This is a genomic window from Pectobacterium punjabense (assembly GCF_012427845.1).
Taxonomy (GTDB): domain Bacteria; phylum Pseudomonadota; class Gammaproteobacteria; order Enterobacterales; family Enterobacteriaceae; genus Pectobacterium; species Pectobacterium punjabense.
Window position 1 is genome coordinate 3278862 of record NZ_CP038498.1, and the last position, 25799, is coordinate 3304660.

At 51.4% G+C, this 25799-nt stretch carries 23 protein-coding genes; 12 read left to right on the forward strand and 11 right to left on the reverse strand.

The window, feature by feature from the left end; genetic code table 11:
* Position 1 precedes the first annotated feature (1 nt).
* Entirely contained in the window at positions 2-1042 is a 1041-nt protein-coding gene (locus E2566_RS14940; RefSeq protein ID WP_107170203.1) for an ABC transporter ATP-binding protein, read from the forward strand.
* A 28-nt stretch (positions 1043-1070) separates the two neighbouring features.
* Here the strand turns inward: E2566_RS14940 and arnF are convergent, their stop codons facing one another.
* From arnF to E2566_RS14985, 9 genes are all read right to left on the reverse strand, one after another.
* Positions 1071-1463 (reverse strand): 4-amino-4-deoxy-L-arabinose-phosphoundecaprenol flippase subunit ArnF, encoded by a 393-nt coding sequence (gene arnF / locus E2566_RS14945; RefSeq protein ID WP_107170202.1) that lies wholly within the window; start codon positions 1461-1463, stop codon positions 1071-1073.
* A complete protein-coding gene (arnE, locus tag E2566_RS14950) occupies positions 1463-1804 on the reverse strand; it encodes a 4-amino-4-deoxy-L-arabinose-phosphoundecaprenol flippase subunit ArnE (RefSeq protein ID WP_107170201.1) in 342 nt (113 codons plus the stop codon). Before arnE ends, arnF begins: the two co-directional genes overlap by 1 nt.
* Positions 1801-3471 carry a lipid IV(A) 4-amino-4-deoxy-L-arabinosyltransferase gene (gene arnT, locus E2566_RS14955; RefSeq protein ID WP_107170200.1) on the reverse strand — a complete coding sequence of 557 codons (1671 nt, stop codon included), beginning with the start codon at positions 3469-3471 and terminating at the stop codon, positions 1801-1803. The genes arnE and arnT overlap by 4 nt, the downstream gene beginning before the upstream one ends.
* Positions 3472-3488: 17 nt before the next feature.
* Positions 3489-4382: a 4-deoxy-4-formamido-L-arabinose-phosphoundecaprenol deformylase gene (gene arnD, locus E2566_RS14960; protein ID WP_107170199.1), complete on the reverse strand. Its 894-nt coding sequence runs from the start codon at positions 4380-4382 to the stop codon at positions 3489-3491.
* Positions 4379-6400 (reverse strand): bifunctional UDP-4-amino-4-deoxy-L-arabinose formyltransferase/UDP-glucuronic acid oxidase ArnA, encoded by a 2022-nt coding sequence (gene arnA, locus E2566_RS14965; RefSeq protein WP_107170198.1) that lies wholly within the window; start codon positions 6398-6400, stop codon positions 4379-4381. Before arnA ends, arnD begins: the two co-directional genes overlap by 4 nt.
* Positions 6397-7380, reverse strand: coding sequence for an undecaprenyl-phosphate 4-deoxy-4-formamido-L-arabinose transferase (arnC, locus tag E2566_RS14970; protein ID WP_107170197.1), 984 nt, complete (start codon positions 7378-7380; stop codon positions 6397-6399). Before arnC ends, arnA begins: the two co-directional genes overlap by 4 nt.
* Positions 7373-8521, reverse strand: coding sequence for a UDP-4-amino-4-deoxy-L-arabinose aminotransferase (gene arnB / locus E2566_RS14975; RefSeq protein WP_107170196.1), 1149 nt, complete (start codon positions 8519-8521; stop codon positions 7373-7375). The genes arnC and arnB overlap by 8 nt, the downstream gene beginning before the upstream one ends.
* Positions 8522-8758: 237 nt before the next feature.
* Positions 8759-9925 carry a nucleotide sugar dehydrogenase gene (locus tag E2566_RS14980; RefSeq protein WP_107170195.1) on the reverse strand — a complete coding sequence of 389 codons (1167 nt, stop codon included), beginning with the start codon at positions 9923-9925 and terminating at the stop codon, positions 8759-8761.
* Positions 9926-10323: 398 nt separating this feature from the next.
* Positions 10324-11199, reverse strand: a complete 876-nt coding sequence (locus E2566_RS14985) for an SIS domain-containing protein (protein WP_107170194.1) — start codon at positions 11197-11199, stop codon at positions 10324-10326.
* Between the two features lie 306 nt (positions 11200-11505).
* On the opposite strand from E2566_RS14985, the gene murQ reads away from it, so the two are divergent.
* From murQ to ybcJ, 5 genes are all read left to right on the forward strand, one after another.
* Complete coding sequence (murQ, locus tag E2566_RS14990) at positions 11506-12414, forward strand: N-acetylmuramic acid 6-phosphate etherase (protein ID WP_107170849.1); 909 nt, start codon at positions 11506-11508, stop codon at positions 12412-12414.
* Between the two features lie 2 nt (positions 12415-12416).
* A complete protein-coding gene (gene murP / locus E2566_RS14995) occupies positions 12417-13868 on the forward strand; it encodes a PTS N-acetylmuramic acid transporter subunit IIBC (protein WP_107170850.1) in 1452 nt (483 codons plus the stop codon).
* 227 nt (positions 13869-14095) lie between these two features.
* On the forward strand, positions 14096-15643 hold the full coding sequence (locus E2566_RS15000) for a sensor domain-containing diguanylate cyclase (RefSeq protein ID WP_107170851.1): 1548 nt from the start codon (positions 14096-14098) through the stop codon (positions 15641-15643).
* Between the two features lie 106 nt (positions 15644-15749).
* The gene (gene folD / locus E2566_RS15005; RefSeq protein WP_107170852.1) at positions 15750-16613 is read left to right on the forward strand and encodes a bifunctional methylenetetrahydrofolate dehydrogenase/methenyltetrahydrofolate cyclohydrolase FolD; all 864 of its coding nucleotides are present in this window, start codon (positions 15750-15752) and stop codon (positions 16611-16613) included.
* Between the two features lie 32 nt (positions 16614-16645).
* Complete coding sequence (gene ybcJ, locus E2566_RS15010) at positions 16646-16858, forward strand: ribosome-associated protein YbcJ (RefSeq protein WP_107170894.1); 213 nt, start codon at positions 16646-16648, stop codon at positions 16856-16858.
* A gap of 93 nt (positions 16859-16951) precedes the next feature.
* Here the strand turns inward: ybcJ and cysS are convergent, their stop codons facing one another.
* Positions 16952-18337 (reverse strand): cysteine--tRNA ligase, encoded by a 1386-nt coding sequence (cysS, locus tag E2566_RS15015; RefSeq protein WP_107170853.1) that lies wholly within the window; start codon positions 18335-18337, stop codon positions 16952-16954.
* Between the two features lie 273 nt (positions 18338-18610).
* Entirely contained in the window at positions 18611-19042 is a 432-nt protein-coding gene (locus E2566_RS15020; RefSeq protein WP_107170854.1) for a DoxX family protein, read from the reverse strand.
* A gap of 421 nt (positions 19043-19463) precedes the next feature.
* Between E2566_RS15020 and ppiB the strand changes: the two genes are divergently transcribed.
* The 6 genes from ppiB to E2566_RS15050 all read left to right on the forward strand — a co-directional run bounded on the left by ppiB (position 19464) and on the right by E2566_RS15050 (position 25786).
* Positions 19464-19958: a peptidylprolyl isomerase B gene (ppiB, locus tag E2566_RS15025; protein WP_005970048.1), complete on the forward strand. Its 495-nt coding sequence runs from the start codon at positions 19464-19466 to the stop codon at positions 19956-19958.
* Positions 19959-19968: 10 nt separating this feature from the next.
* Positions 19969-20691: a UDP-2,3-diacylglucosamine diphosphatase gene (lpxH, locus tag E2566_RS15030; protein WP_107170855.1), complete on the forward strand. Its 723-nt coding sequence runs from the start codon at positions 19969-19971 to the stop codon at positions 20689-20691.
* A 265-nt stretch (positions 20692-20956) separates the two neighbouring features.
* A complete protein-coding gene (gene purE / locus E2566_RS15035) occupies positions 20957-21466 on the forward strand; it encodes a 5-(carboxyamino)imidazole ribonucleotide mutase (RefSeq protein WP_107170856.1) in 510 nt (169 codons plus the stop codon).
* Positions 21463-22533: a 5-(carboxyamino)imidazole ribonucleotide synthase gene (purK, locus tag E2566_RS15040; RefSeq protein WP_107170857.1), complete on the forward strand. Its 1071-nt coding sequence runs from the start codon at positions 21463-21465 to the stop codon at positions 22531-22533. Before purE ends, purK begins: the two co-directional genes overlap by 4 nt.
* Before the next feature lie 529 nt (positions 22534-23062).
* Positions 23063-24352, forward strand: a complete 1290-nt coding sequence (locus E2566_RS15045) for an HAAAP family serine/threonine permease (protein WP_107170858.1) — start codon at positions 23063-23065, stop codon at positions 24350-24352.
* A gap of 66 nt (positions 24353-24418) precedes the next feature.
* A complete protein-coding gene (locus tag E2566_RS15050; RefSeq protein WP_107170859.1) occupies positions 24419-25786 on the forward strand; it encodes an L-serine ammonia-lyase in 1368 nt (455 codons plus the stop codon).
* The last annotated feature ends 13 nt before the right edge of the window (positions 25787-25799 follow it).

Consider the following 25799-nt stretch of genomic DNA (forward strand, 5'->3'; position numbering starts at 1 on the left):
CATGTTGGAACTTCATCGCGTCAGTAAAAGCTTCAACGGGCGCACCGTGCTGTCTGACATCCGTTTAACGTTAGAAAACAGCCGCCGCACGGCGATTGTCGGCCCGTCCGGTTCAGGGAAAACCACCCTGCTGCGCCTGATCGCCGGGTTCGAAAAACCAGATACCGGCGTCATTACGCTAAACGGCCAAACGCTCTGCGATAACGGGCTTTCCGTCCCCGCCCATCAGCGCGGAATCGGCTATGTCCCGCAGGACGGCGCACTGTTTCCGCATCTCTGCATCGCAGACAACATCGCCTTTGGGCTCAAAGGCACGAGGGCAGAAAAACAAAAACGCGTGGATGAGCTGATGGCACTGGTTTCCCTTCCCGCACATTTACAGAAGCACTCGCCGCATGAAATTTCCGGCGGACAGCAGCAACGTGTCGCACTGGCTCGCGCGCTAGCGCAGCGCCCTGCGTTGATGCTGCTGGATGAACCGTTTTCTGCTCTGGACACTGGCCTGCGTGCCGCCACCCGTAAAGCGGTAATGGACGTCTTGCAGCAGGCTAACGTGGCGTCGATTCTGGTGACCCACGATCAGGGGGAAGCGCTGTCTTTTGCCGATCGGGTCGTCGTGATGCGCGACGGCCAACTGTCACAATCAGGCTCGCCGTGGACGCTCTACCACCGACCCAACAGTGAGGATATCGCCACCTTCCTCGGTGAAACACTGATTCTCGAAGCTCAAATTGACGACAATCAGGCTGATTGCCTGCTGGGACGCATCGCCGTGGAGCGCCCAACGGCAAATGGTCGGGCAAGAATTATGCTCAGGCCGGAGCAGATAATGATTCAGGATACCGAGACAACGAGCACGGCACACATTCGCGCCACCATCCGCAACGTCGAGTTTTCCGGCTTCGTCTCTACGCTGACGCTATGCATCCACAACGCAGAAGCCGATGTCATTGAACTGAAAACCGTCAGTCACGCTGCTTTCACCGTCGGCCAACAGGTTAGCCTGAGCGTCACGGGTACTGCTCACGTCTTCAGTCAATAATCCCGCACTACCTGCGCGCTCAGGCGGTTTATCGCTCCGCCTGCGCGTTACGCGTCACCAGCCAGACGCCCAGCATAATAATCAGAACGCCGAGATTTTTACGCAGGCTCATCGGCTCATTCAGCCACGGCAGAAAAACCGCAGCCAGGTAAACTACCGCATAGCTCAAACTAATCAACGGGTAAGCGCGGCTTAACGGTAGATAACGCAGCACCATGAACCAGCACACCATCGACAGGCCATAGCAGATAACCCCGATAAGCACCGCGACAACAGGCCAGCCCACCATCAACGTGCTGAGCGATGGCCAGTGTGTCATGGAAATGCTCGGCAGAGCCAGCATTCCGCTTTTCATTAATATCTGTGCAGCGCTGGCTAGCACAATACTGGCAAGCGCCCAGACATAGCCTTTTTTCGTCATCATCCCCCCTGCATCAAATAGATACCGGTGATAATCAGCACGATGCCCCACCAGTGATGCCTATCCACACGTTCGCCAAATCCATAGCGCGCCAGTAGCGTAACCAGAATAAAATTGATGCTCAGCAACGGGTACGCCACGCCGAGCGGGAGATGCTGCAACACCAAAAGCCACAGCAGCAACCCAACTCCGAGCAACAAAACCGCCAACATTAGCCACCCCAGCGTTATCCGTTTACGCCGTTCGGTGGGCAAACGCCGCCAGCATTCCGCCGCCTGTTTCTGGCACAGCTGCCCTAAGCTCGTCAGCAGACAGACGATGGCAACCAATAGATAACTCATGGCGTTACCTGCTTATAAAACAGCAGCACGTAGCGGTGCGATTTTCTCAACTGACTGGGCATTGGCAGATTACGGTATTCCTCATCGGAATCTCTATCGACCTTCAGCACCAGCGCGACATCTCCGCGACGCCGCTTATCGGCAAGCCAGGCTGGAAAAGCGTCCTCATCGACAAAGCGGTCAGCGGCATCCGCATAGCCCAGTCCATAGCTCAGTTCGCCACGCGCTTTGAATAAAGTGATATCGCTGCGCTTCAGTTCCCACGCCAGTCCGGCGGCCAATCCGACCTCGTCGCTCAACACATAGCGGCTGTTTTCCAGCAACGGCTGGTGGCTACGAATGAAGGTTTGGGGGTTCTTGGAATCCACTACGCTCGCTGGAATGCTTCCGCCAACGAGCAGCGCCAGAAAGAGCGGACAACCCGCCACCAGATAGCCCCAAGCCCTCTGTTTTCTCAAACTGACAACCGCAAAGGCGATCCAGCCAATAAAGCAGACCACACCCGATATGATGGTCAGCCCTTCTCCCGGTTGATAGAAATGCGGTACGACGATGCCAAGTCCAAGTGCGGCAACCGCAAGCCCCAGCACACCGCCAAAAGCAATATTGAGCCAACTATTGATACGTAATAGACGTTCACGTACCGCTGGTGCCAGCCCGGAAACCCACGCCGCCATCAGCAGCGCCAGCGGCGCGAAGCACGGCAGAATGTAGGTCAACAGCTTGCCTTTGGCGATGCTGAAAAACAGCAGCGGCATTACCATCCAGCACAGCAAGAAGAACCGTTCTGGATTCACTTTCCGTTCAATCCAACCGCTGCGTAACGCACCCGGCAACAGCGCCAGCCAAGGGAATGTCCCGATAATCAGAACCGGCAGGTAATACCAGAACGGTGCCTTATGTTGCGCATCGTCTTCAGCAAAACGCTGGATATGTTCGATCCAAAAAAAGTAATGCCAGTAATCGGCCTCGCGTTCGTGCACCGCCAGCGCCCATGGTGCACTCAGCAATACCGCGACGACAATCGCAAGCGGCCCGAACAACAGCAGTTCCTTGATTCGCTTTTGCGCCAGCGCCACGGGCAGCACGCTGATCACCGGCAGCGCCAGCGCCAGAAAGCCTTTGGTCATGAATCCCATACCGCAGGCTAGCCCCATCAATCCCCAGGCCAACAGCCGTTCACGCGTCTGTTTTGCCCGCAAAATCAGCGCGTGGCTGAACAGCGCCGCCGTCATCCACAGCGTCACCATCGGATCGAGCACGCTGTAAGTACCGATGCCATACACCAGCAGTGATGTAAGGTAGATCGTCGCCGCCAACAGCGCGGTGCGCCGGCTTTTCCACAGCATCATCGCCAGCCAAAACACCAGCAGTGCACTCAGCGCGGTAGAAAAAACCGAGGCAAAACGCACGGCAAAATTGGTATGGCCTAATAACCATTGGCTCATGTTATTCAGCCAATAGCCCGCGACAGGTTTCTCAAAATAGCGGATACCCAACAAATGCGGCACAATCCAATCGCCGCGCTGAAGCATCTCACGACTGATTTCGGCATAACGTGTTTCATCTGGCGACCACAGCCAACGGCCATTAAGCGGCAACAGATAGAGCAAAGCAAACAACACCATTATCACGGTACTTTTCAGCTTGAACATGCCTTTTTCCATACGATTTCCCGCTGTATTTATTCTTCCGTTTGTACGCCAAGCCACCCTTCCCGTCCGGGAAACGGCGCGCGCTCAATCCGTCCGACGGGCAGCGTAGCCAAGTCGTCAGGCAGTAACGAGGAAAGCGGACAAAATTCGATGTGCTGCTGACGGGCGCGAAGCAGTAGCTGACGGAACAGCGCCAGCTTCGTCCCCCCTTCAACCTCCGCGTGGATGGTATACACCGGCACGCCACGATCCTGCTCGATTGCATCAAGAATAAAGCTGTTGAACTCACCGTCACTCACACGCTCGCCGATGACCTCATCGTAGGTCGGCAGCGTGACGGGGATCTGCATCGTGCCGAGCTCACCATTTTTCAGGCGCGGTCGGAAAGGTCGGGTGCCGCGGCAGTCGCTGTTATAGTTCAGATTCCAGCGCTGTTTCATCTCTACAACGCGCGAATCAGCCCGCCAGCCCGCCACCGCAGAACAATGCACCGGTGATGGCAGAATCTGCGTTAGCGCATCTATGCCTTCACGGAACTGCGCGGCCAGTTGCGCATCCGACCAACGAGCGACATTCGCCTGCCAGCCGTGATGATCCCAGGCATGTAGCCCTACCTCATGCCCGGCGTCGTGCGTCTGGCGGATTAACGCGCCAAACCGTGCGCCGATAGGACGCCCCGGCCACGCCGTGCCAGCCAGTAAAATATCCCAGCCGTAGAGGGAGGCCGCGTTGGAGCGCAGCATCTTCCATAGAAAGCGTGGACGCAGCAGACGCCACAGGTGTCGCCCCATGTTGTCCGGCCCGACGCTAAAAAAGAAACTCGCCTGAATATCAAACTCAGCCAGCACCTTCAGCAGCGCGGGCACGCCGTCCCGCGTACCACGCCAGGTATCGACATCAATTCGCAGGCCAACGCGCGTCATCCCTGCGCATCCGTGGAATCAGCGGTGTGCGAGACATCAACGGTACGCAGAAAATAGTCCAGCGTTTCCGCAACGGTCTGCTCCATCCTCACCGACGGTTCCCATTCCAGCAGGCGTTTGGCATTGCGAATGCTCGGCGTGCGGTGTGCCACATCCTGATAGCCTTTGCCGTAATAGCTACTGCTCTCCACGTCAATAAACCCAGCGAACGGCGGGAAGCGGTCACGTAACGGGTGAGCATTAAAGCTGGTCAGCAGCATGTCGCCTAGCTCGCGGATACTGGCTTCATTGTGCGGATTGCCGATGTTGATAATCTGTCCGTCACACTGGCCGTTACGGTTTTCAATAATGCGGAACAGCGCTTCAATACCGTCATGAATGTCGGTAAAGCAGCGCTTCTGCGCCCCGCCGTCCACCAGCTTGATCGGCGATCCTTCCACCAGATTGAGGATCAATTGCGTAATGGCGCGCGAACTGCCGATCCGCGCGGCATCCAGCGTGTCCAGACGCGGCCCCATCCAGTTAAACGGACGGAACAGCGTGAAGCGCAGGCCGCTTTTCGCGCCGTATGCCCAAATCACCCGATCCAACAGCTGCTTGGAGACGGAGTAAATCCAGCGCTGCTTGTTGATCGGCCCGACAATCAAGCGTGAAGTGTCTTCATCAAACTCTTTGTCATCACACATGCCGTACACTTCTGAAGTGGACGGGAAAACGATGCGTTTGTTGTAACGTACGCAGTCGCGCACAATTTTCAGGTTCTCTTCGAAATCCAGCTCGAATACGCGCAGCGGGTTACGGGTGTATTCGATGGGCGTGGCAATCGCCACCAGCGGCAGAATGACATCACACTTCTTGATGTGGTATTCGATCCATTCGTTATGGATGCTGATATCGCCTTCCACAAAATGGAAACGCGGATCGTCAAGAAAACGGGCGATGGCATCCGAACTGATATCCAGTCCGTAAATTTCATAGCGATCGTCGCGCAGCAGCCGCTCGGTCAGATGGTTGCCGATAAAACCGTTCACACCGAGGATCAACACACGCGTACGGCGTCGTTGCACCCGGCTAGCGAGGTTGCCCAGCCGCGCCTGTGGCACCATGCCCATTTCCGCCGCCAGTCGGCTGCCCGACATATATAGCCCGGACTCGCTCTGTCCGCTGACGATCTCAAGTGCGTCTTCCCCGCAGGACACCACCAGCGGCGAGGTCGAAATAATTGAGCCCGCATCGCCGCCATGTGGATAATTCACGTCCACACTCTTGTTTTTAACCACACGGGCGCGCCAGATAATTACCTTGCGCTCGCCGAGAAACGTAAACGCCCCCGGATAGGGCTCCGTCACGGCGCGGATCAGGTTGTTGATCTCACCCGCGCTTTTTTGCCAGTCGATCAGGCCATCTGCCGCCGTACGGCGACCGAAATAGCTAGCCTGACTGTCATCCTGCGGCGTCAGCGTAACCTCACGCGAGCGAATCAGCGGTAACTGCTGCGCCAGTAAAGCGGCAGCGGCGGTACGGCATTTGCCATGTAGCGTCAGCGCGGTGTCTTCATCGTCAATCACCACCACGGACTGGGCAACGATGTCGCCCGCATCCGCGCGGGAAACCATCTTGTGCAGCGTCACGCCCGTCTGCGTTTCGCCGTTCACCAGCACCCAGTTGACCGGTGCTCGCCCACGGTAGCGCGGCAGCAGTGAACCGTGCAGATTGAATGCGCCAAACGAGGGTAACTGAAGAATGTCATCGCTTAATAGTGTGCGGTAATAGAAGGAAAAAATAACATCCGGTGCCAGCTCTCGAATGCGGTTCACCCAGAGTGGATGGTTAACGTCTTCCGGCGCAAACACCGGCACGTCCATCTCGGCAGCCGCTTTCGCCACTGAGGCGTAGAAGTGGTTCTCACCCGGTGCATCGCTGTGCGTGAACACCGCCTGAATTTCGTAGCCTGCTAGCCTCAATGCTTCAAGACCGACACAGCCGATATCATGGTAGGCAAATACGATCGCTTTCATTCTTCTTCATCCCGTAAACTGGTAGTCAGTGGCGTTGCCGCACTCACCGTCTTTTGCACAAAATAGCGTGGCCGAGCACGCACATCGGTATAGATACGACCAATGTATTCCCCCAGTAGCCCCATCCCGACGAACTGCGCGCCGATAAACATGAACAGCACGGCAAACAGCGTGAACACGCCCTCAGCCGCCCACTCCGCGCCGAAAAACAGACGCAGGCCAATCAACAGCAGCGCCAGCAGAAACCCCGACAGCGCAACGACGCTACCAATCAGGCTGAGTATGCGCAGCGGCGTTGTCGTCAGGCAGGTCAGCAGGTCGTACATCAGATTAATTAGCTTGAGAAAGCTGTATTTGGACGTGCCGAATTCCCGCTCGGCGTGCAACACGTCGATCTCGATAGTTTTGCGAGCGAATGTATTAGCAAGAATAGGAATAAAGGTGCTGCGTTCATGACAGCGCAGCATCGCGCTGACAATGTGGCGACGATACGCACGCAGCATACAGCCGTAATCCGCCATCGATTTCCCGGTCGAACGCCGGATCATCATGTTGATGGTTTTCGAGGCCAGTTTGCGGAATAGCGAATCCTGCCGGTTAGCTCGCACAGTGCCGACTACGTCATAGCCTTGCGCGGCATACTCCACCAGCCGCGGGATTTCCTCCGGTGGATTTTGTAAATCAGCATCCAGCGTAATCACCACATCGCCCACCGCTTGCTGGAAACCCGCCATGATGGCCGAGTGCTGACCGTAGTTGCGGTTCAACAGCACGGCGATGATGTGCTTTTCCGGGTCGCTCGCCGCCTCGGTCAGCAGTTCTGCCGAGCGGTCGCTGCTGCCGTCATCAACCAGAATTATTTCCCAGGGTTTACCGATCTGCCGACAGGCCGCCAGCGTGCGGTCAATCAGCACCGGTAGGCTCTCTTCTTCGTTATAAACGGGGATCACAACAGAAACATTGTTGATGTCATCAATCACGAACAGACTCCAGAATCGAGGTTAGCGCCGCGACGACGCGATCGACATCGCTATCCAGCATGTCGGGGAACAGCGGTAGCGTCATCAGCGACGCCGAATTCCACTCCGTTTCCGGTAGGTGCAAATGAGGGTAGCGCTCGCGGTAATATTTCTGCGTATGCACCGCTCTGAAATGCAGTCCGGTGCCAATACCGTGCGTTTGCAGCGCCGCCATCAGAGCATCGCGTGATATGCCGCACTGCGTTTCGTCTACGCGCACCATAAACAGGTGCCAGGCGTGCAGATGGGGATAATCAGGAACCGCCAGCGGCTGGAGCGGCAGGGAGTGCAGTTGAGTGAGATAACGCACGGCAAGTTGCTGACGGCGGGCGTTGAACGCCGAGAGTTTATCCAGTTGAATGAGTGCAATGGCCGCATTGATATCCGCTAGGTTGTATTTAAACCCCGGCGTCACCACTTCAGCCTGCGGCTTGCGCCCCTGTAATTGCCGGTCAAACGCATCTACTCCCAACCCGTGAAACTTTAGGCTGCGTATACGCTCGGCGAGTACGTCGTCATCCGTTACCACCATGCCACCTTCCGCACAGGTGATATTTTTAATCGCGTGAAACGAAAAAATGGCCGTTCCGCGCGCGCCGATCCATTCACCGCGATATTGCGTACCGACGGCGTGCGCCGCATCCTCAATCAGCGGAATACCGTAACGTTCACTCAAAGCACGCAGCGCATCCAGATCGGCAGGTGCACCGGCGTAATGCACGGGAATAATCGCTTTAGTTTTTGGCGTGATAGCGGCTTCCATGTCCTGCGGTCGCACCATCAGCGTGTGCCGATCCACGTCCACCATCACCGGCTCTGCCCCCAATAGCGTGATCATATTGACAGTCGAAACCCAAGTCTGAGACGGTGTAATCACCTCATCACCGGGGCCGATACCGAGCGCCATCAGCGTAACGTGCATTCCCCCCGTCGCAGAGCTAACCGCAATCGCCTGTCGACACCCGATTCGCTGGCAAAACGCCAGCTCTAATTGCTGGCATTTCGGCCCCGTGGTTATCCAGCCAGAACGTAATACGTCTGCCACGGCAGCAATTTCCTCTTCGCCCATAGTCGGGCGGGAAAAAGGCAAAAAATCCGTCATAACATATTCCCAAAATAAATAATGGCGACAAATCATTATTAAGCAGTCTAAATAATGAAGCCTTAAGCCAACCTTAATTTATTACGACAGTCATAAAATCACAGATAAACGACGCCACACGACATAGCGCAAACACATCCCGCACTCAAAGAGATATAATTAATTACAATCTATAAATGAACTTTCCGCTAATATCCGAGTCACGGTCGTATCGATTTATTGATCTATGACAAAAAATCAATCCTCCCCGAATAAATCTCGCGTATAGACTTTCTCCATCACATCTTTTAATTCATCGGCGTAACGATTGGTAATAATAACGTCACACTGCTGTTTAAAACTATCGAGTTGATGAATGATAGGAACATCGAGAAAATCGTCATCATCAATACCCGGTTCATAAATCACAACATTGATTCCTTTCGCTTTTATCCTTTTCATAATGCCCTGAATGGAGGAAAAGCGAAAATTGTCCGACCCCGCTTTCATGATAAGGCGATAGACGCCAACGGTTTTAGGGTGGCGGCGGATAATCGTGTCGGCAATGAAGTCTTTCCGCGTATGGTTAGCGTCCACGATAGCCTTGATCAGATTATTCGGCACAGTACGATAATTAGCCAGAAGCTGCCGGGTATCTTTCGGTAAACAGTAACCGCCGTAGCCAAAAGAGGGGTTATTGTAGTAATCACCAATACGGGGATCGAGGCATACCCCTTCAATAATCTGCCGGGTGTTCAACCCCAGCGATTCGGCATAGCTGTCCAACTCATTGAAGTAGGCCACCCGCATTGCCAGGAAGGTATTCGCAAATAATTTTATCGCTTCGGCCTCTGTCGGGTCGGTAAACAGCACGCGAATATCTTTTTTTAATGCACACTCTATCAATAGGTTAGCGAAGAACCTTGCCCTTTCTGACCGTTCCCCCACCACAATTCGTGACGGGTAAAGATTGTCATGCAGCGCCTTTCCTTCACGTAAAAACTCAGGCGAAAAAATGACATTATCCGTATCCAACTGTTGACTGATTTTCTCCGTAAAGCCAACAGGCACCGTCGATTTAATCACCATAATCGCCTGCGGATTAATCGCCAGTACGTCGCGAATGACCGCCTCTACCGATGAGGTATTGAAATAGTTGGTTTGTGGATCGTAATCCGTCGGCGTAGCGATAATCACGAACTGCGCATCGGTATACGCTTCATGTTTATCCAGCGTAGCCGAGAAATTCAGCGTTTCATGTTGTAAAAAACGCGCAATTTCAGCGTCATTAATCGGCGATTTTCGTTGATTTAGCAGCGCCACTTTTTCAGCCACAATATCCAGCGCTACAACCTGATGCCGTTGTGCTAATAATAATCCATTCGATAAACCCACATATCCCGTTCCACTAATGGCTATTTTCATGCAAGGCTCTTCATCTCAGCATTCGCTAAAAAATCATACGTTATCGCAGTATCTTTGTTATTTACTCATCTGCACAATCACGTTTGTTTTCAATTTATTTCCTGTTATATCCACACGATTAACAACGACATCACTTAAGAAAAAATCTTCACACGTCAAAAAGTAGGAGCAAAGTATCATTCATCATTAGCAAATTCAGTTAAACGCCAATTAAACATAGTGCATTTAATGATAAATAAAATTTTTTACACGCTGTCACGTTTTAAAATAATTTTCGGTATTATTGAATAAATTGAACTTTGAGAAAAAAACCGCATCAAAACATTTCCCTCCTTTTCAGACAAACCTTATGCGTATTGCCTGAAAGGGAGGAAAACCACTTTGCTCTACCTCAAAAACTATTTATTCAACAACGTTTCGTCCAGATTATTTATGGTCATACTGGCGTTAAGTACCAGTGGTTTGGCTATTTCTTTTCGTCGCTGCAATAGCGCCAGAAAAATCAAATCTGTCAGGGTGTTTTGCGCCGTCCGTGATGATATCGAAGAGCTGCGCCATTCATTTTCATCAGAAATACTTTCCAGCACATAATCGGCAAGTTTGGCCAGAGGGGTTTCCTTGTTACCTGTAATGGCGATGACCGTCGCCCCCTGCGCTTTTGCCATGGTACTGGCTATACGCATTTCTTTGCGCTTGCCGCTGAACGACAACACGATCTGTACGTCCTTCGGCGTCAGAGCCTGCGCGGTGGTGAGTTGAACGTGAAGGTCTGCTTCTGCTAAGCAGAGAATACCTATCTTTTGCAGTTTGTAGCTCAGGTCTTTTGCTGTTAATCCAGACCCCCAAATGCCGACAATCTGCACCCGTTGGGCGTTATTAATAATATCGACAACTTTCTGAAATATTGGGAAATTTATTTTTTTGGTGGTATCAATGATCGCGGCCGTTTTTTCATGTGCCAGTTTTTGCGCCATCACCATCAGCGAATCTTCAGACGAGATCGCGTTATGCAACGCCTTATGCGGGTAAGTTTTAAATTGGTTGTTTCTGCCCAGTTCTTCACTGATGACAATCTTAAGCGCAGGAAAGCCCTTCATACCGATCTTCTGGCTAAACTTGATGACAGCAGATTGACTCACCCCAGCGTTTTCGGCAAAGCGGGAAGAGGACATGCTCAGAATAGCCTCTGGATTATCCAGAATGTATTGCGCAATTTTTTGCTGTCTTTCAGCTAACTCAGGTAGCAGCCAAGCGATCTCATTTAACACTGACATGAAAAATATCTCCGTTACTTGTAACACACCGTCATACTTCAAGTTGCATGTGCGTTGTTCAAAACGCTAACGCTTTGTCCTGAAACTCGAATTATTTCGGGTATAGATTATTCCAGTAGTAACACCTTTCATTCCATCAACTTATTTATATGAAAATATTGAAAATATTTTTCAATTCACTTTTTTTATTCGGTATTTATTCCTCATCAAACCAAAAACAAGAATAGATTTGCCGTGATAAAAATCACACTCCATGAATAAATAATTCCTTAACATTGCCGAAAACCCAATGACCTGGAAGCCCGAATGAAGATTAATTTAAGCCAGATGATGACCGAAAGCCGCAATCCGGCCAGCTCTCAGATTGATACGCTGTCAACACTGGAAATGCTTGCGGTGATCAACGCGGAGGATAAAAAAGTCTCCTTAGCGGTGGAAGCCACGCTGCCAGACGTTGCCAAAGTAGTGGATTTGGTCACTGAGGCTTTTGCCAACGGGGGCAGGTTGATTTATTGCGGTGCTGGCACTTCTGGACGTCTGGGAATTCTGGATGCAAGCGAGTGCCCCCCCACCTACGGGACACCGCGAGAACAGGTTATCGGCCTGATTGCTGGTGGACATACGGCGATTCTACAGGCGGTTGAGAACGCAGAAGACAACCCTGAAATGGGGAAACAGGACCTGCGTAATATCGAGTTCAACTCGCGTGACGTCTTGGTGGGGATCGCCGCAAGTGGCCGCACACCTTATGTATTAGGCGCGATGGCTTACGCACGCCATGTCGGGGCAACGGTTGCCGCTATCTCGTGTAATCAGAACAGTGAAATGAGCAAGGCCGCAGATATTGCCATTGAGCCCGTAGTTGGCCCTGAAGTCGTCACGGGTTCATCACGCATGAAAGCAGGAACGGCGCAAAAACTGATCCTTAACATGATCACCACGAGTGCAATGATCCGCAGCGGCAAGGTCTATAGCAATCTGATGGTGGATGTTGAAGCCACCAACGCCAAGCTGGTGCAACGCCAAGTCAACATTGTGGTAGAAGCCACAGAATGCAGTCCAGAAGAAGCAGAAAGCGTACTCAATGAATGCCAGCGCCACTGTAAAACCGCGATTGTCATGATCCTAGGCGGCCTCACAGCGCAGCAGGCTACCGCAGCGTTAAGCAAGAACAACGGCTTTATTCGTAAAGCCTTACAGGGGATACAGGTATAACCATGGCGAAAATAACCGTTTCTATGATAGAGCAGATTTTACAGCTCACCGGCGGTAGTGAAAATATCATTATCTGCGGTAACTGTATGACCCGTCTGCGCCTGACGTTGCGTGACCGCGAGCAAATACAGCTCGATAGCCTGAAGAAAATACCGGGTGTGTTAGGGGTAGTTAACGGTGACGATCAATTGCAGATCATCCTCGGCCCAGGTAAAGCCCAGACAGCCAGCGAAATGATGAATGCGCTGTTGAGTGAGCAACCTCGGCAACAGCCGGGCAGCAACGAGCAAGCAGATTTGCAGTCCTTGACTAGCCAGAACAAGCAACAGATGAAAGCCAAACAAAATAGTGCGATACATAATTTCTTGACCAAGTTCGCCACTATTTTTACCCCATTGATCCCTGGTTTTATTGCAGCAGGGCTATTGCTAGGGATTGCAACGCTACTGCAACAAACGCTGGTCGTTGATGGCGTGACTCAAGCCGCTTGGCTGAAAAGCCTGATCGCTTACATGAAAGTATTCAGCATCGGTTTGTTTACCTTCCTGAGCATTCTGATTGGTCATAACACTCAGAAAGCCTTTGGGGGGACTGGCGTGAATGGCGCGATTATCGCGTCGCTGTTTATTTTACGCTACGTTCCAGAAGGCACTGTTGGCTATTACGCTGGGATGGGTGACTTCTTTGGCATGGTTATCGATCCGCGCGGTAACATTATTGGTGTGTTGCTGGCCTGCATGTTAGGGGCATGGATTGAACGGCAAGTGCGTCGGGTGATACCGGATAACCTGGATATGATCCTGACGTCATCGATTACCTTGTTGATCACGGGCGCGATTACTTTTGTGGTGATTATGCCCGTGGGGGGCGAGTTGTTTAAGGGGATGTCATGGCTGTTTATGCATCTTAACGGCAACCCGTTCGGCACCGCCATACTGGCTGGGCTATTTCTGATTAGCGTGGTTTTCGGCATTCATCAGGGGTTTGTGCCAGTGTATTTCGCGTTAATGGATGCACAAGGGTTTAATTCGCTATTCCCAATTCTAGCGATGGCGGGTGCTGGGCAAGTCGGGGCATCGTTAGCGTTGTTTGTTCGTTCGCCAAAAGGTTCGCTGTTGCGCACTCAGATTAAAGGAGCCATTCTCCCTGGCCTGCTGGGGATTGGGGAGCCACTCATTTATGGCGTGACGTTGCCGCGCCTGAAGCCGTTTGTGACCGCCTGCCTGGGCGGTGCTGTAGGGGGATTCTTTGTCGGTCTGGTGGCTTGGATGGGCTTGCCAGTAGGACTGAATACCGTCTTCGGCCCTTCTGGATTGGTCGCGATTCCTCTGATGACGTCAGCAAAAGGCATATTTGCAGGCATGCTAGTTTATATCGCCGGCATTATTATCTCTTATATTGCCGGTTTCATCCTGACCTGGCTGTTTGGCAGTAAGAATGTTGATTTAAGCTGATTACCAAAGCTTTTCTATTGCTTCTTGCGGGACAGTGTTGCCATCGAAAAGACGGGTTGCTATTACGCAGCCCGCTGCGGAGCACAGAGCCCAAAAAAGACTATCCAACCGCAGTACGAAAATGATGTCCTGCAAAAACATAAGCTAATTTCATCAATCCCAGCGCAAGCGGCAGAAACGTCTACACTTATCATCAGTCATCTTTCTGGCTAAGGATGGGAAGAACAATGAGGGTCAGCACGCACAGCAAAGCCAACTACTACCAAATGCCGCTGCAAAAACTGATGATTGTCTTTATGCTATTCATCGTCACCACCGTAGTGGCGCTAAACGGGTGGGCTGTATTCAACTCTCACCAACAGCTTATTGATTCCACAGAGCGAAACGCCAAAAATCTGTCTCTGTCGCTGGCGCGCCATGCTGAAGATACGTTTTTACAAGTCGATATCCTGTTACAAGATTTACAAGAACGTATCGACAAAGATGGCTTATCACCTGCACAAATAGCCAGGCTCGGCGATATTTTAAAAAGCAGAAAATCCACTCTGCCACAGCTGCATGGCATCTTCATCTACGATGAGAAAGGCGAATGGCTGGTGAATTCGGGGGGAACCAAACCCGCCAACGCCAATAACGCCGACAGAGAATATTTTAAATATCACCAAAGCAACGTCAGCAAAGACATGCACATCGGCAGCGTGATTCAAAGCCGCTCCACAGGGGATTTGATCATTCCCGTTTCCATGCGCATCAGTAAACCAGACGGTAGCTTTAACGGCGTGCTGCTCGCCACCCTCTCGCTGAACTATTTCAAACAGTATTATGGCTACTACTCCATGGGGAATATGGACGTGCTCGCCATCCTGCTTTCCGATGGTCGGATTCTCTATGGCCGGCCTTACGACGATTCATACGTCAACCGCAATGTGTCCAACGGTCCGCTCTTTTCAGAACATCTAAAACAGTCCGAAAGCGGAACGGCGACGTTTGTCTCGACGCTCGACCACATCGAGCGAATTTACGGTTACACAAAATTAAAGCGTTACCCCATCGTCATCGCAGCGGGCTTCGATCTTGGGTTAGTGCTCAACAAGTGGAAAGCCGACCGTCTGGTCTACGGTGTCATTACGCTCATTCTGCTGTTCACTATCACTCTGCTCGGCCTGATCGTCCTGCGGCAGATTCGCATGAATTTAAAAAATCAGATCGATTTAACCATCGTGCGTGATGAGCTCACGTCGGTTAACCACACCCTGCAAACGCTGGCGCTGTTCGATGGCCTGACGGGATTAGCTAACCGCCGTCAGTTTGATATTTTCCTGCAACAAACGCTCTTGCGGATTGCAGGCACGCAGCAGTGTATGGCGCTGATCATGATCGATGTCGATGCCTTCAAGAAATATAATGACCACTATGGGCACGTGGCTGGCGATGAGTGTCTGCGTAAGATTGGTAACGTCCTGAGCAACATGCCTAAGCGTAAAGAAGATTTAGTCGCCCGCTACGGCGGAGAAGAATTCGCTATTATTATCACCGACACCGATAAGCAAGGTGCCGCCACGTTCGCTCAGCGCGTACTGGATGCAGTGCGAAAGGAAAAGATCCCTCACGACATGACGCTATTTCCAGAAAAAATCGTCACCATTAGCGCCGGAGCCTATGTATTCTGCGTCGATAACCCACCGCCAACCGCAGCATCCGTTGTCGATATTGCCGATGCCGCACTGTATCGCGCCAAAAATGGGGGTAAAAACCGGTTTGAGGTCAGTGAATAGCGCGGGCAATTGGAATTAATGTTGACGCAATGCCTGACAGCACGCGCAGGTTCTGACAAAATAGCGGCCATCTCCCCCTATTTCAAATTGATGGGTATCATCTCAGATGGCAGCAAAGATTATTGATGGTAAAACGATTGCGCAGCAGGTCAAAGACGAAGTTGCCGCGCGAGTCACGCAGCGTTTAGCTGAAGGAAAACGCGCACCAGGTCTGGCGGTTGTACTGGTCGGCGAGAATCCAGCGTCACAGATCTATGTCGCCAGCAAGCGTAAGGTATGTGAAGAAGTCGGCTTTATCTCCCGCTCTTATGATTTACCCATCACCACCACGGAATCAGAGCTGCTGGCGCTTATCGATCGGCTCAACGCTGACCAGGCGATTGACGGTATTCTGGTTCAACTCCCGCTGCCGGAAGGCATCGATAACACCAAAGTGATTGAGCGTATCGCACCAAGTAAAGATGTGGATGGCTTCCATCCTTACAACGTGGGTCGTCTGTGCCAGCGCGCGCCACTGCTGCGCGCTTGTACACCACGCGGCATCATCACGCTGCTAGAACGTTATAATATCGATACCTTCGGACTGAATGCCGTTGTGGTTGGCGCATCCAACATTGTTGGCCGCCCGATGAGTCTGGAACTGTTGCTGGCAGGCTGTACCACCACCGTTACGCACCGTTTTACCAAAAATCTGCGCCACCATGTTGAAAATGCCGACCTATTGGTTGTCGCCGTGGGCAAACCGGGCTTCATCCCTGGCGAATGGATCAAACCGGGCGCAATCGTGCTGGACGTGGGTATCAACCGTCTGGAAAGCGGTAAAGTGGTTGGCGATGTGGAATTTGAAACGGCGCAGGAACGAGCGTCTTACATTAGCCCTGTGCCGGGCGGCGTCGGCCCTATGACCGTTGCCACACTGATTCAAAATACGCTACAGGCGTGTGAAGAGTACCATGACCACGCCGAATAATGGGCGAGTCAAACACCGATAAGCAGGAATTTATGGCAACCTTTAATCTTGAAAAACATCCGCACGTTGAACTGTGCGATCTCTTAAAATTGCTGGGCTGGAGTGAAAGTGGCGCAACAGCCAAGCTGGCTATCGCCGCAGGTGACGTGACCGTTGACGGCCAGACGGAAACGCGCAAGCGCTGCAAAATCCTCGCCGGGCAAACCGTTCAGTTCAATGGCGAGAAGGTAACCATCGCCGAGTAACCCTTATCCCGTCGATGATACCGAAATAAAAAGCCCGCGATTTATACTTGCGGGCTTTTTATTGACTGAAAGTGTGCTGGCTGAGAGAAAGGATTACTTACGGCGCCAGATCGTTCCCTGCGGGCCATCTTCCAGCACAATGCCCATTTCGTTTAACCGATCGCGTGCCTGATCGGCCAGCGCCCAGTCTTTCGCCGCGCGTGCATCTTTACGTTGTTGGATTAACGCTTCGATTTCTTTCACTTCATCGTTATCCACCTGCGCACCGTTTTGCAGGAACTGCTCAGGATCTTGTTCCAGCAGACCCAGCACGCCAGACAGTTTACGCAGCGCCGATGCCAGTTGGTTTGCCGCCAGTACATCTTCCGCTTTCAGGCGATTGACTTCGCGCGCCATATCAAACAACACCGAGTAGGCTTCCGGCGTGTTGAAATCATCGTCCATCGCTTCGCGGAAGCGAGCTTCAAACTCGTCACCGCCGTGCGCCTCAACGCTGAGATCGGTGCCGCGCAATGCGGTATACAGGCGTTCTAACGCCGCACGTGCCTGTTTCAAGTTATCTTCACTGTAGTTCAGTTGGCTACGGTAGTGGCCTGACATCAGGAAGTAGCGCACGGTTTCCGGGTCGTAGTACGCCAACACATCGCGCACGGTGAAGAAATTGTTGAGTGATTTTGACATCTTCTCGCGGTCAACCATCACCATACCGGAGTGCATCCAGTAGTTCACATACGGACCATCGTGCGCACAGCTGGATTGTGCAATCTCGTTTTCGTGGTGCGGAAACATCAAATCTGAACCGCCGCCGTGAATATCAAAGTGCTCGCCGAGCTGCTTGCAGTTCATGGCAGAACATTCTATATGCCAACCAGGACGCCCTTCTCCCCACGGAGAAGACCAATGAGGCTCACCCGGTTTGGACATTTTCCATAGTACGAAGTCCATCGGGTTACGCTTCACTTCGGTAATTTCAACGCGCGCGCCAGCCTGCAACTGATCCAGATCCTGACGAGACAGCACGCCATAGCCCGGAGCGGTATCAACAGAGAACATCACATCACCATTACTCGCGACATAGGCGTGGCGGCGGGCAATCAGCGTTTCCACCATTTCGATAATGTCGGCAATATGGTGCGTCGCACGCGGCTCAGCATCCGGGCGCAGAATATTCAAGGCATCAAAATCAGCGTGCATTTCTGCGATCATGCGAGTCGTCAATTGGTCGCTGGTTTCCCCATTTTCGATCGCGCGCTTAATAATTTTGTCGTCAATATCGGTGACATTACGCACATACTTCAGTGAATATCCCAGATACCGCAAATAGCGCGCCACCACATCAAACGCCACGAAAGTACGCCCGTGACCGATATGACACAGGTCATAAACGGTGATGCCACACACATACATTCCCACCTGCCCGGCGTGGATAGGTTTAAATTCCTCTTTTTGGCGACTCAGCGTATTAAAAATCTTTAGCATCAGGGCGTTCCAGTGTTTTTATAAAAAAATGGTTTTCACAAAAAATGGTCTTCACAAGAAAAATCGTGTTCACTCGATAGGTCAATTACCGTCGCGGTTAGCACAAGTAACATCAATACATTCAGGGTTTACACCCTAACGGCGTATTGAAACCTGAACCCTACTGTATTGCAAGGTTAATAAGAAGAGGGAATAAGAGAGAAAGGGTAAAAATGAAATGGCCCGGAAGATCCGGGCCATTTCACGCAATTGGCGTTATTGATGAAAAAACAATCAGCGCCAGCGTGGGTTCGACATCACAGAGTATTTACCACTACCAAGCAAGGCAATAGCGATACCCGCAAAGAAGAACACAGCCGTGCCTTCAACACCCCAGGCACCGGTTTTTGCCAGCGTGAAGAAACCATCAGGGTGAACCAGCAACGTCGCGACGAGCATGGTGAAGGAAAAAATCAGTGCGGAAGGACGCGTAAAAATCCCTAAAATCATCAGGATCGGTATGATGACTTCGCCAGCATAGACACCGTAACCAATGAAAGCAGGCAGCCCAGCATTGGTCAGCATACCTTCAATCGCACCAATTCCGCCGTGCACTTTATGCCACCCGTGGAACAGCATCAAAACGCTGAAAGATACGCGCAGAAACAGCTTGCCAAAATCCGGTTTGTCTAATAAACGATTAATACCATCCAGAATACCCAGCATAGTTCACCTATCTCTTTAGAGTTATTTGGGAAAATAAGAGTTACTCTCAGATTAATCTGAGCTGAAAAAAAAGAATACGTTGATTACGCAAAACATTGATCTGGGGCAATAAAAATCTCATTCAAATAAATTAACCATAAGTTGACCACTCAATCAATTTATTTGCTTTTAAAAGTCCACATTACATGATTAATGTGTTCATCAATGCACACCTAGCCACCGTTCTCCTTTCCCAGCGATTACCTAAATCAGAGTAGTACACATTTTTATACGATTTTTCAATCACACCCATCGTCGCCAAACAGCAGCAAGAGCGAAATACTGACTCAATCGACCAGTTATGCTATAACAGCGCTCTTGTTGTTCACCGTCTTTTGTGGACAGCACTCTTAATCACTAAGGCTATCTAGGGTTCATTATTATGATTACGCTTCATACCAATCACGGCGATATCGTTATTAATACGTTTGCAGACAAAGCGCCAGTTACCGTAGAAAACTTCCTGAACTACTGCCGCAGCGGTTTTTATGACAACACGATTTTTCACCGTGTCATTAATGGTTTTATGATTCAAGGCGGTGGTTTCGCTCCCGGTATGGATCAAAAAGAAACCAACGCGACAATCAAAAATGAAGCCAACAATGGCCTGAAAAATACGCGTGGCACGCTGGCGATGGCTCGCACTAACGATCCGCACTCTGCAACAGCCCAGTTCTTTATCAACCTCGTTGATAACGATTTCCTGAACTTCCGTTCAGAACGTGCCGATGGCTGGGGCTACTGCGTTTTCGCTGAAGTGACCGACGGTATGGACGTCGTTGATAAAATCAAAGGCGTGGCAACAGGCCGCAGCGGTATGCATCAGGACGTACCGAAAGAAGACGTGGTGATTACCCACGTAACGGTCAGCGAATAATCCGACCTGCATGGCAACGCTGTTCATTGCCGATCTGCATTTAAGCGTTCATGAACCGGCGATTACCGCCGGTTTTCTGCGCTTTTTACGCCAGGACGCCATTCATGCCGATGCGCTGTACATCCTCGGTGACCTGTTCGATGCCTGGATTGGTGACGATGATCCGCAACCGCTGCATGCGACCATCGCCGCTGAGCTGTATGCATTACATCAGCGCGGCATTCCCTGTTATTTCGTGCACGGTAACCGTGATTTTTTGATCGGCAAGCGTTTCGCCCAACAAAGCGGGCTGACACTGCTACCAACAGAAAATATCGTTGACCTCTACGGGCAGAAAATCCTCATTCTGCATGGCGATACCTTGTGCACTGACGATTTGGCCTATCAAAAATTTCGCCGCCGGGTACACAACCCGTTCATTCAGCGGCTGTTCCTGCTCTTACCTTTATCATTACGTGTGAAAATCGCTGCGAAGATGCGGGCAACCAGCCAGCAGAAGAATCAGAAGAAATCGCAGCAGATTATGGATGTGAATCCTGAGCAGGTGATTGGCCGCTTACGGCACTATCAGGTGAAGACGATGATCCACGGGCATACTCACCGGCCAGCCATCCACCAGGTCTCTCTCGGTGATTCTCATGGCCGTCGTGCTGTTCTTGGCGCCTGGCATGAAGAAGGGTCGATGATTAAGGTCACGCCACAAAATATCGAACTGATTTCCTTCCCCTTTTAATACGTTTTCTGCCATTGACTTAACGGCCTCTCACCTAGTTCCCCCTGTATTTCCGCATACGCAACCGTTTTCCTCGCCATAATGGCGTGGTATGCTCTACGCCCTCAACGCCAGACCCTCTCTGTCTGGCCGACGCAATATTGGTTACCCTAAATAATTCGAGTTGCAGGACAAAACGTTAGCGTTTTGAACAACGCACATACGGCTTGAAGTATGACGGGTATACCGCGTCACGAACACGTACAATCATAGGAGCGTCACAGGCATGTCATCCAACGTTGCCCCGGCTAAAATTGCCATCGTCATGGGTTCAAAGAGTGACTGGGCCACTATGCAGTTTGCTGCGGAAATCCTCACCACGCTGAACATTCCTTTTCATACCGAAGTCGTTTCTGCACACCGGACACCAGATAAGCTGTTTAGCTTCGCTGAGCAGGCGGCAAAAAATGGTTTTGATGTGATTATCGCTGGCGCAGGCGGCGCAGCACACCTGCCGGGTATGCTGGCAGCGAAAACGCTGGTTCCCGTGCTCGGCGTACCCGTACAAAGTTCAACGCTGAGCGGTGTAGACAGCCTGTACTCCATCGTCCAAATGCCGCGTGGCATCCCAGTCGGCACGTTGGCAATTGGCAAGGCTGGTGCAGCGAATGCCGCTCTGCTGGCCGCACAAATTCTCGCCCTGCATGATAACGACATCGCCACCCGACTGGCCGACTGGCGCCAGGCGCAAACTGATGATGTGCTGTCTCATCCCGATCCGCGGGAGGAGGCATGAAACCGGTCTGCGTATTAGGCAATGGCCAGTTAGGCAGAATGCTCCGCCAGGCAGGCGAACCGTTAGGGATCGCCGTTTATCCCGTTGGGCTGGATGCAGAGCCGGAGTCGGTGCCGTTTCATAACAGTGTGATTACTGCCGAGATCGAACGCTGGCCGGAAACCGCCCTCACCCGCGAGCTGGCCGAACACACGGCGTTTGCGAACCGCGACATTTTCCCACGCCTGGCCGATCGCCTGACGCAAAAACAGCTGCTGGACTCGCTGAATCTGGCAACCGCCCCCTGGCAGCTGCTGGCCAGCGCCGATGAATGGTCACACGTCTTCTCCTCACTCGGTGAGCTCGCTATCGTTAAACGCCGCGTCGGCGGTTACGACGGCCGTGGACAATGGCGCTTGCGTGACGGCGAACAGCAGACGCTGCCTGCTGATTGCTATGGTGAGTGCATCGTTGAGCAAGGGATTAATTTTTCTGGCGAAGTCTCACTGGTTGGCGCTCGTAATGCACATGGCAAATGCGTGTTCTATCCGCTCACTCATAACCTGCATCAGGATGGCATTCTGCGCACCAGCGTGGCTTTCCCTCAGCCCGATCCGCAGCTGCAACAGCAAGCTGAGCAGATGCTGTCCGCGATTATGAATGCGCTGGGCTATGTTGGCGTGATGGCGATGGAATGCTTTATTGTCGGCGATCGCCTGCTCATTAACGAACTGGCGCCACGCGTACACAATAGCGGACACTGGACGCAAAATGGTGCGTCGATCAGCCAGTTTGAGCTCCACCTGCGTGCCATTCTGGATCTGCCGCTGCCAGTACCGGTCGTCGAAACCCCTTCGGTGATGGTCAATCTGATCGGAACCGATGTAAATATCGACTGGTTGGCGTTGCCGCTGGTGCATCTGCACTGGTATGAGAAGGAGGTTCGTCCTGGCCGCAAAGTAGGACACCTCAATCTACCGTCGTCAGACACCGCACAATTGCAGCACACACTGCAATCGTTGGCTTCTCTATTACCAGAGGAATACCACAGCGGGCTGGCGTGGGCAGAAGAAAAACTGACTGCCTGACGATCGGCGGCTGTTATCCGGCGGATTGCGATCTGCCGGGTAACGCGCAGTAGACTACCGCGCAATGGGATACAAAAGCAGGAACAACATCGACAGTACATCCCTCTAAAAGAGAAAAACCATCATTACGCGTGACATCAGAAAATTTGCGTTTATTATTTCATCTGCTTTTTATTTTATTTATTGTTCATTTTTTATCACTCGATAATTAAATAAAGTATCAATAACGAGCCGTTAAAAATATTTAAAATAAAGTATCAAGATTGATATTTTAATTTACGCGGAAATTTATTAAAATATTTCCCGTCAATTCATTTCTGTGATCGCCTCAATATTATTCGCTGACCACCACGATATAGAATGCCGCCACAAAACAGTATTGACCTACTGACATAATTAGCAACATGTCTCGTTCGTTTTTTAAACTCCGTAACGGCAGCTTGCCGATACTGTAATTTTTATAATCCACATCATGTGGCAATACTCTTGTAACAGAGTATTAATATTTTCACCGAGGAGAGATCAGTATATGAGCACCATTCAAGATAGCAGCCAGGTATTAGAACAGGCTTCAGGATGGCGTAAAAGCGACACTGTCTGGATGCTGGGCCTCTATGGCACAGCCATCGGCGCTGGCGTGTTATTCTTACCTATCAATGCTGGTATTGGTGGGTTAATTCCGTTAATTATCATGGCACTGATTGCCTTCCCGATGACATATTATTCTCACCGTGCCTTATGCCGCTTTGTATTATCCGGCAAGAAAGGTGGCGAAGATATTACCGAAGTCGTTGAAGAACATTTCGGCGTTGGTGCAGGTAAATTAATCACTTTACTTTATTTTTTCGCTATTTATCCGATCTTATTAGTTTATAGCGTTGCTATCACCAATACAGTAGATAGCTTTATTACTCACCAATTGCACTTACCTTCTCCACCGCGTGCCGTGCTGTCATTAATATTGATCCTTGGGTTGATGTTTATTGTCCGTTTCGGTGAAGCGATGATCGTTAAGGCAATGAGTATTCTGGTTTATCCTTTCGTTGCCGTGCTGATGTTACTGGCGCTTTATTTAATTCCGAACTGGAATACCTCTGTTTTTGAAAACATTTCTTTGAGTTCCAGCGTAACGGGCAACGGTCTGTTAGCGACATTGTGGTTGGCTATTCCGGTGATGGTTTTCTCCTTCAACCACTCGCCAATCATCTCTTCTTTCGCCGTTGCCAAGCGTAAAGAATATGGCGATGACGCAGAGAAAAAATGTTCACGCATCCTTTCTTATAGCCACATCATGATGGTGATGACCGTGATGTTCTTTGTCTTCAGCTGCGTACTAAGCCTTTCTCCGGCGGAGCTGATGGAAGCGAAAGCACAGAACATTTCTATTTTGTCCTATCTGGCGAACCACTTTAACAATCCGGTCATCGGCTATCTGGCTCCAGTTATTGCCACTATCGCGATCTCTAAATCCTTCCTGGGTCACTATCTGGGCGCTGGCGAAGGTTTTAACGGCATGATCGTGAAAACCCTACGTAGCAGAGGCAAAACCATTTCCCATACCAAACTGAACCGCATCACGGCGCTGTTCATGCTGGTTACCACCTGGATTGTCGCGACCAAGAACCCAAGCATTTTGGGTATGATCGAAACATTGGGTGGTCCGATTATCGCCTGCTTGCTGTTCCTGATGCCGATGTACGCCATCCAGAAAGTTCCAGCGATGAAGAAGTACAGCGGCCACATCAGTAACGTCTTTGTTACCCTGATGGGACTGATCGCTATTTCCGCCATTGTTTACAGCCTGCGCGATCTGCTGTAGGCCCCAGAGACTAATTTAACGCCAGTACGTTATTAACGGCTGGCGTTTTTTTTCAAGGAAATCGCTATGGTCAGCGTATTTGATATCTTCAAAATCGGTATCGGCCCGTCCAGTTCTCATACTGTCGGCCCAATGAAAGCGGGCAAAATGTTTACCGACGATCTGGTGAATCGTGCGCTTATCCCATCGGTGACACGCATTGTCGTTGATATTTACGGATCGCTCTCTCTAACGGGAAAAGGGCACCACACCGATATCGCCATCATTATGGGGCTTGCGGGTAACCTGCCAGATAGCGTAAACATCGATCGCATTCCGGCCTTTATTCAACAGGTGAAAGACTCTCAGCGACTACCGATACTCAACGGTCAGTATGAGGTCAGCTTCCCGCTGGAGTCTTCTCTGCGCTTCCAGCCGGAAAACCTGCCACTGCATGAAAACGGCATGACCATTCGCGCCTATAACCAGCAAGAGCTGGTGTATAGCAAAACGTATTACTCAGTCGGAGGCGGATTCGTCGTCGATCAGGAAAATTTCGGCAAACCCAATCTGGCAGAGGAAAGTGCACCCTATCCATTCTTTTCTGCCCAGAAGCTGCTGCAACATTGCCACGATCACTGCCTGTCCTTATCCGCCATCGTCCTGAAAAACGAGATTGCGATGCATGGGCGGGAGGCGCTTGAGCACTATTTTGCCGACGTGTGGAAAACCATGCAGGACTGCATGCATCGCGGAATGAATACCGAAGGTGTATTGCCTGGGCCATTGCGCGTACCCCGCCGTGCATCAGCGCTGCATCGCCTATTGTTCATCAACGATCGTTTCTCTAACGATCCAATGGATGCGATGGACTGGGTTAACATGTTCGCGATGGCCGTGTCGGAAGAGAATGCGGCTGGCGGACGCGTCGTTACGGCACCGACGAACGGCGCATGCGGTATTATCCCCGCCGTACTGGCCTATTACGATCGCTACGTTCAACCCGTCACCCCAGAATCTTACCTGCGTTACTTTCTGGCATCCGGGACTATCGGCATGCTCTACAAAATGAACGCGTCTATTTCTGGGGCTGAAGTTGGCTGTCAGGGAGAAGTTGGCGTTGCCTGTTCGATGGCCGCAGCGGGTCTGGCTGAGCTACTTGGCGCCAACCCGGAACAGGTGTGCATCGCCGCAGAAATCGGCATGGAGCATAATCTGGGGCTGACATGCGACCCGGTAGCGGGTCAGGTTCAGGTACCGTGTATTGAGCGTAACGCTATCGCCTCCGTGAAGGCGATCAATGCCGCAAGAATGGCAATGCGCCGTACCAGTGAGCCACGCGTATCACTCGATAAGGTGATTGAAACCATGTATGAAACAGGCAAAGACATGAACGCCAAGTACCGTGAAACGTCTCGCGGTGGGTTGGCGATTAAAGTCGTGCTGTGCGAATAGTCGGCGAAACACT

Excerpts from the sequence above, each read along its gene's own strand:
- E2566_RS14940 (WP_107170203.1), top strand. The coding sequence starts at position 2 with ATGTTGGAACTTCATCGCGTCAGTAAAAGCTTCAACGGGCGCACCGTG.
- arnF (WP_107170202.1), bottom strand. The coding sequence starts at position 1,463 with ATGACGAAAAAAGGCTATGTCTGGGCGCTTGCCAGTATTGTGCTAGCC.
- arnE (WP_107170201.1), bottom strand. The coding sequence starts at position 1,804 with ATGAGTTATCTATTGGTTGCCATCGTCTGTCTGCTGACGAGCTTAGGG.
- arnT (WP_107170200.1), bottom strand. The coding sequence starts at position 3,471 with ATGGAAAAAGGCATGTTCAAGCTGAAAAGTACCGTGATAATGGTGTTG.
- arnD (WP_107170199.1), bottom strand. The coding sequence starts at position 4,382 with ATGACGCGCGTTGGCCTGCGAATTGATGTCGATACCTGGCGTGGTACG.
- arnA (WP_107170198.1), bottom strand. The coding sequence starts at position 6,400 with ATGAAAGCGATCGTATTTGCCTACCATGATATCGGCTGTGTCGGTCTT.
- arnB (WP_107170196.1), bottom strand. The coding sequence starts at position 8,521 with ATGACGGATTTTTTGCCTTTTTCCCGCCCGACTATGGGCGAAGAGGAA.
- E2566_RS14980 (WP_107170195.1), bottom strand. The coding sequence starts at position 9,925 with ATGAAAATAGCCATTAGTGGAACGGGATATGTGGGTTTATCGAATGGA.
- E2566_RS14985 (WP_107170194.1), bottom strand. The coding sequence starts at position 11,199 with ATGTCAGTGTTAAATGAGATCGCTTGGCTGCTACCTGAGTTAGCTGAA.
- murQ (WP_107170849.1), top strand. The coding sequence starts at position 11,506 with ATGAAGATTAATTTAAGCCAGATGATGACCGAAAGCCGCAATCCGGCC.
- murP (WP_107170850.1), top strand. The coding sequence starts at position 12,417 with ATGGCGAAAATAACCGTTTCTATGATAGAGCAGATTTTACAGCTCACC.
- E2566_RS15000 (WP_107170851.1), top strand. The coding sequence starts at position 14,096 with ATGAGGGTCAGCACGCACAGCAAAGCCAACTACTACCAAATGCCGCTG.
- folD (WP_107170852.1), top strand. The coding sequence starts at position 15,750 with ATGGCAGCAAAGATTATTGATGGTAAAACGATTGCGCAGCAGGTCAAA.
- ybcJ (WP_107170894.1), top strand. The coding sequence starts at position 16,646 with ATGGCAACCTTTAATCTTGAAAAACATCCGCACGTTGAACTGTGCGAT.
- cysS (WP_107170853.1), bottom strand. The coding sequence starts at position 18,337 with ATGCTAAAGATTTTTAATACGCTGAGTCGCCAAAAAGAGGAATTTAAA.
- E2566_RS15020 (WP_107170854.1), bottom strand. The coding sequence starts at position 19,042 with ATGCTGGGTATTCTGGATGGTATTAATCGTTTATTAGACAAACCGGAT.
- ppiB (WP_005970048.1), top strand. The coding sequence starts at position 19,464 with ATGATTACGCTTCATACCAATCACGGCGATATCGTTATTAATACGTTT.
- lpxH (WP_107170855.1), top strand. The coding sequence starts at position 19,969 with ATGGCAACGCTGTTCATTGCCGATCTGCATTTAAGCGTTCATGAACCG.
- purE (WP_107170856.1), top strand. The coding sequence starts at position 20,957 with ATGTCATCCAACGTTGCCCCGGCTAAAATTGCCATCGTCATGGGTTCA.
- purK (WP_107170857.1), top strand. The coding sequence starts at position 21,463 with ATGAAACCGGTCTGCGTATTAGGCAATGGCCAGTTAGGCAGAATGCTC.
- E2566_RS15045 (WP_107170858.1), top strand. The coding sequence starts at position 23,063 with ATGAGCACCATTCAAGATAGCAGCCAGGTATTAGAACAGGCTTCAGGA.
- E2566_RS15050 (WP_107170859.1), top strand. The coding sequence starts at position 24,419 with ATGGTCAGCGTATTTGATATCTTCAAAATCGGTATCGGCCCGTCCAGT.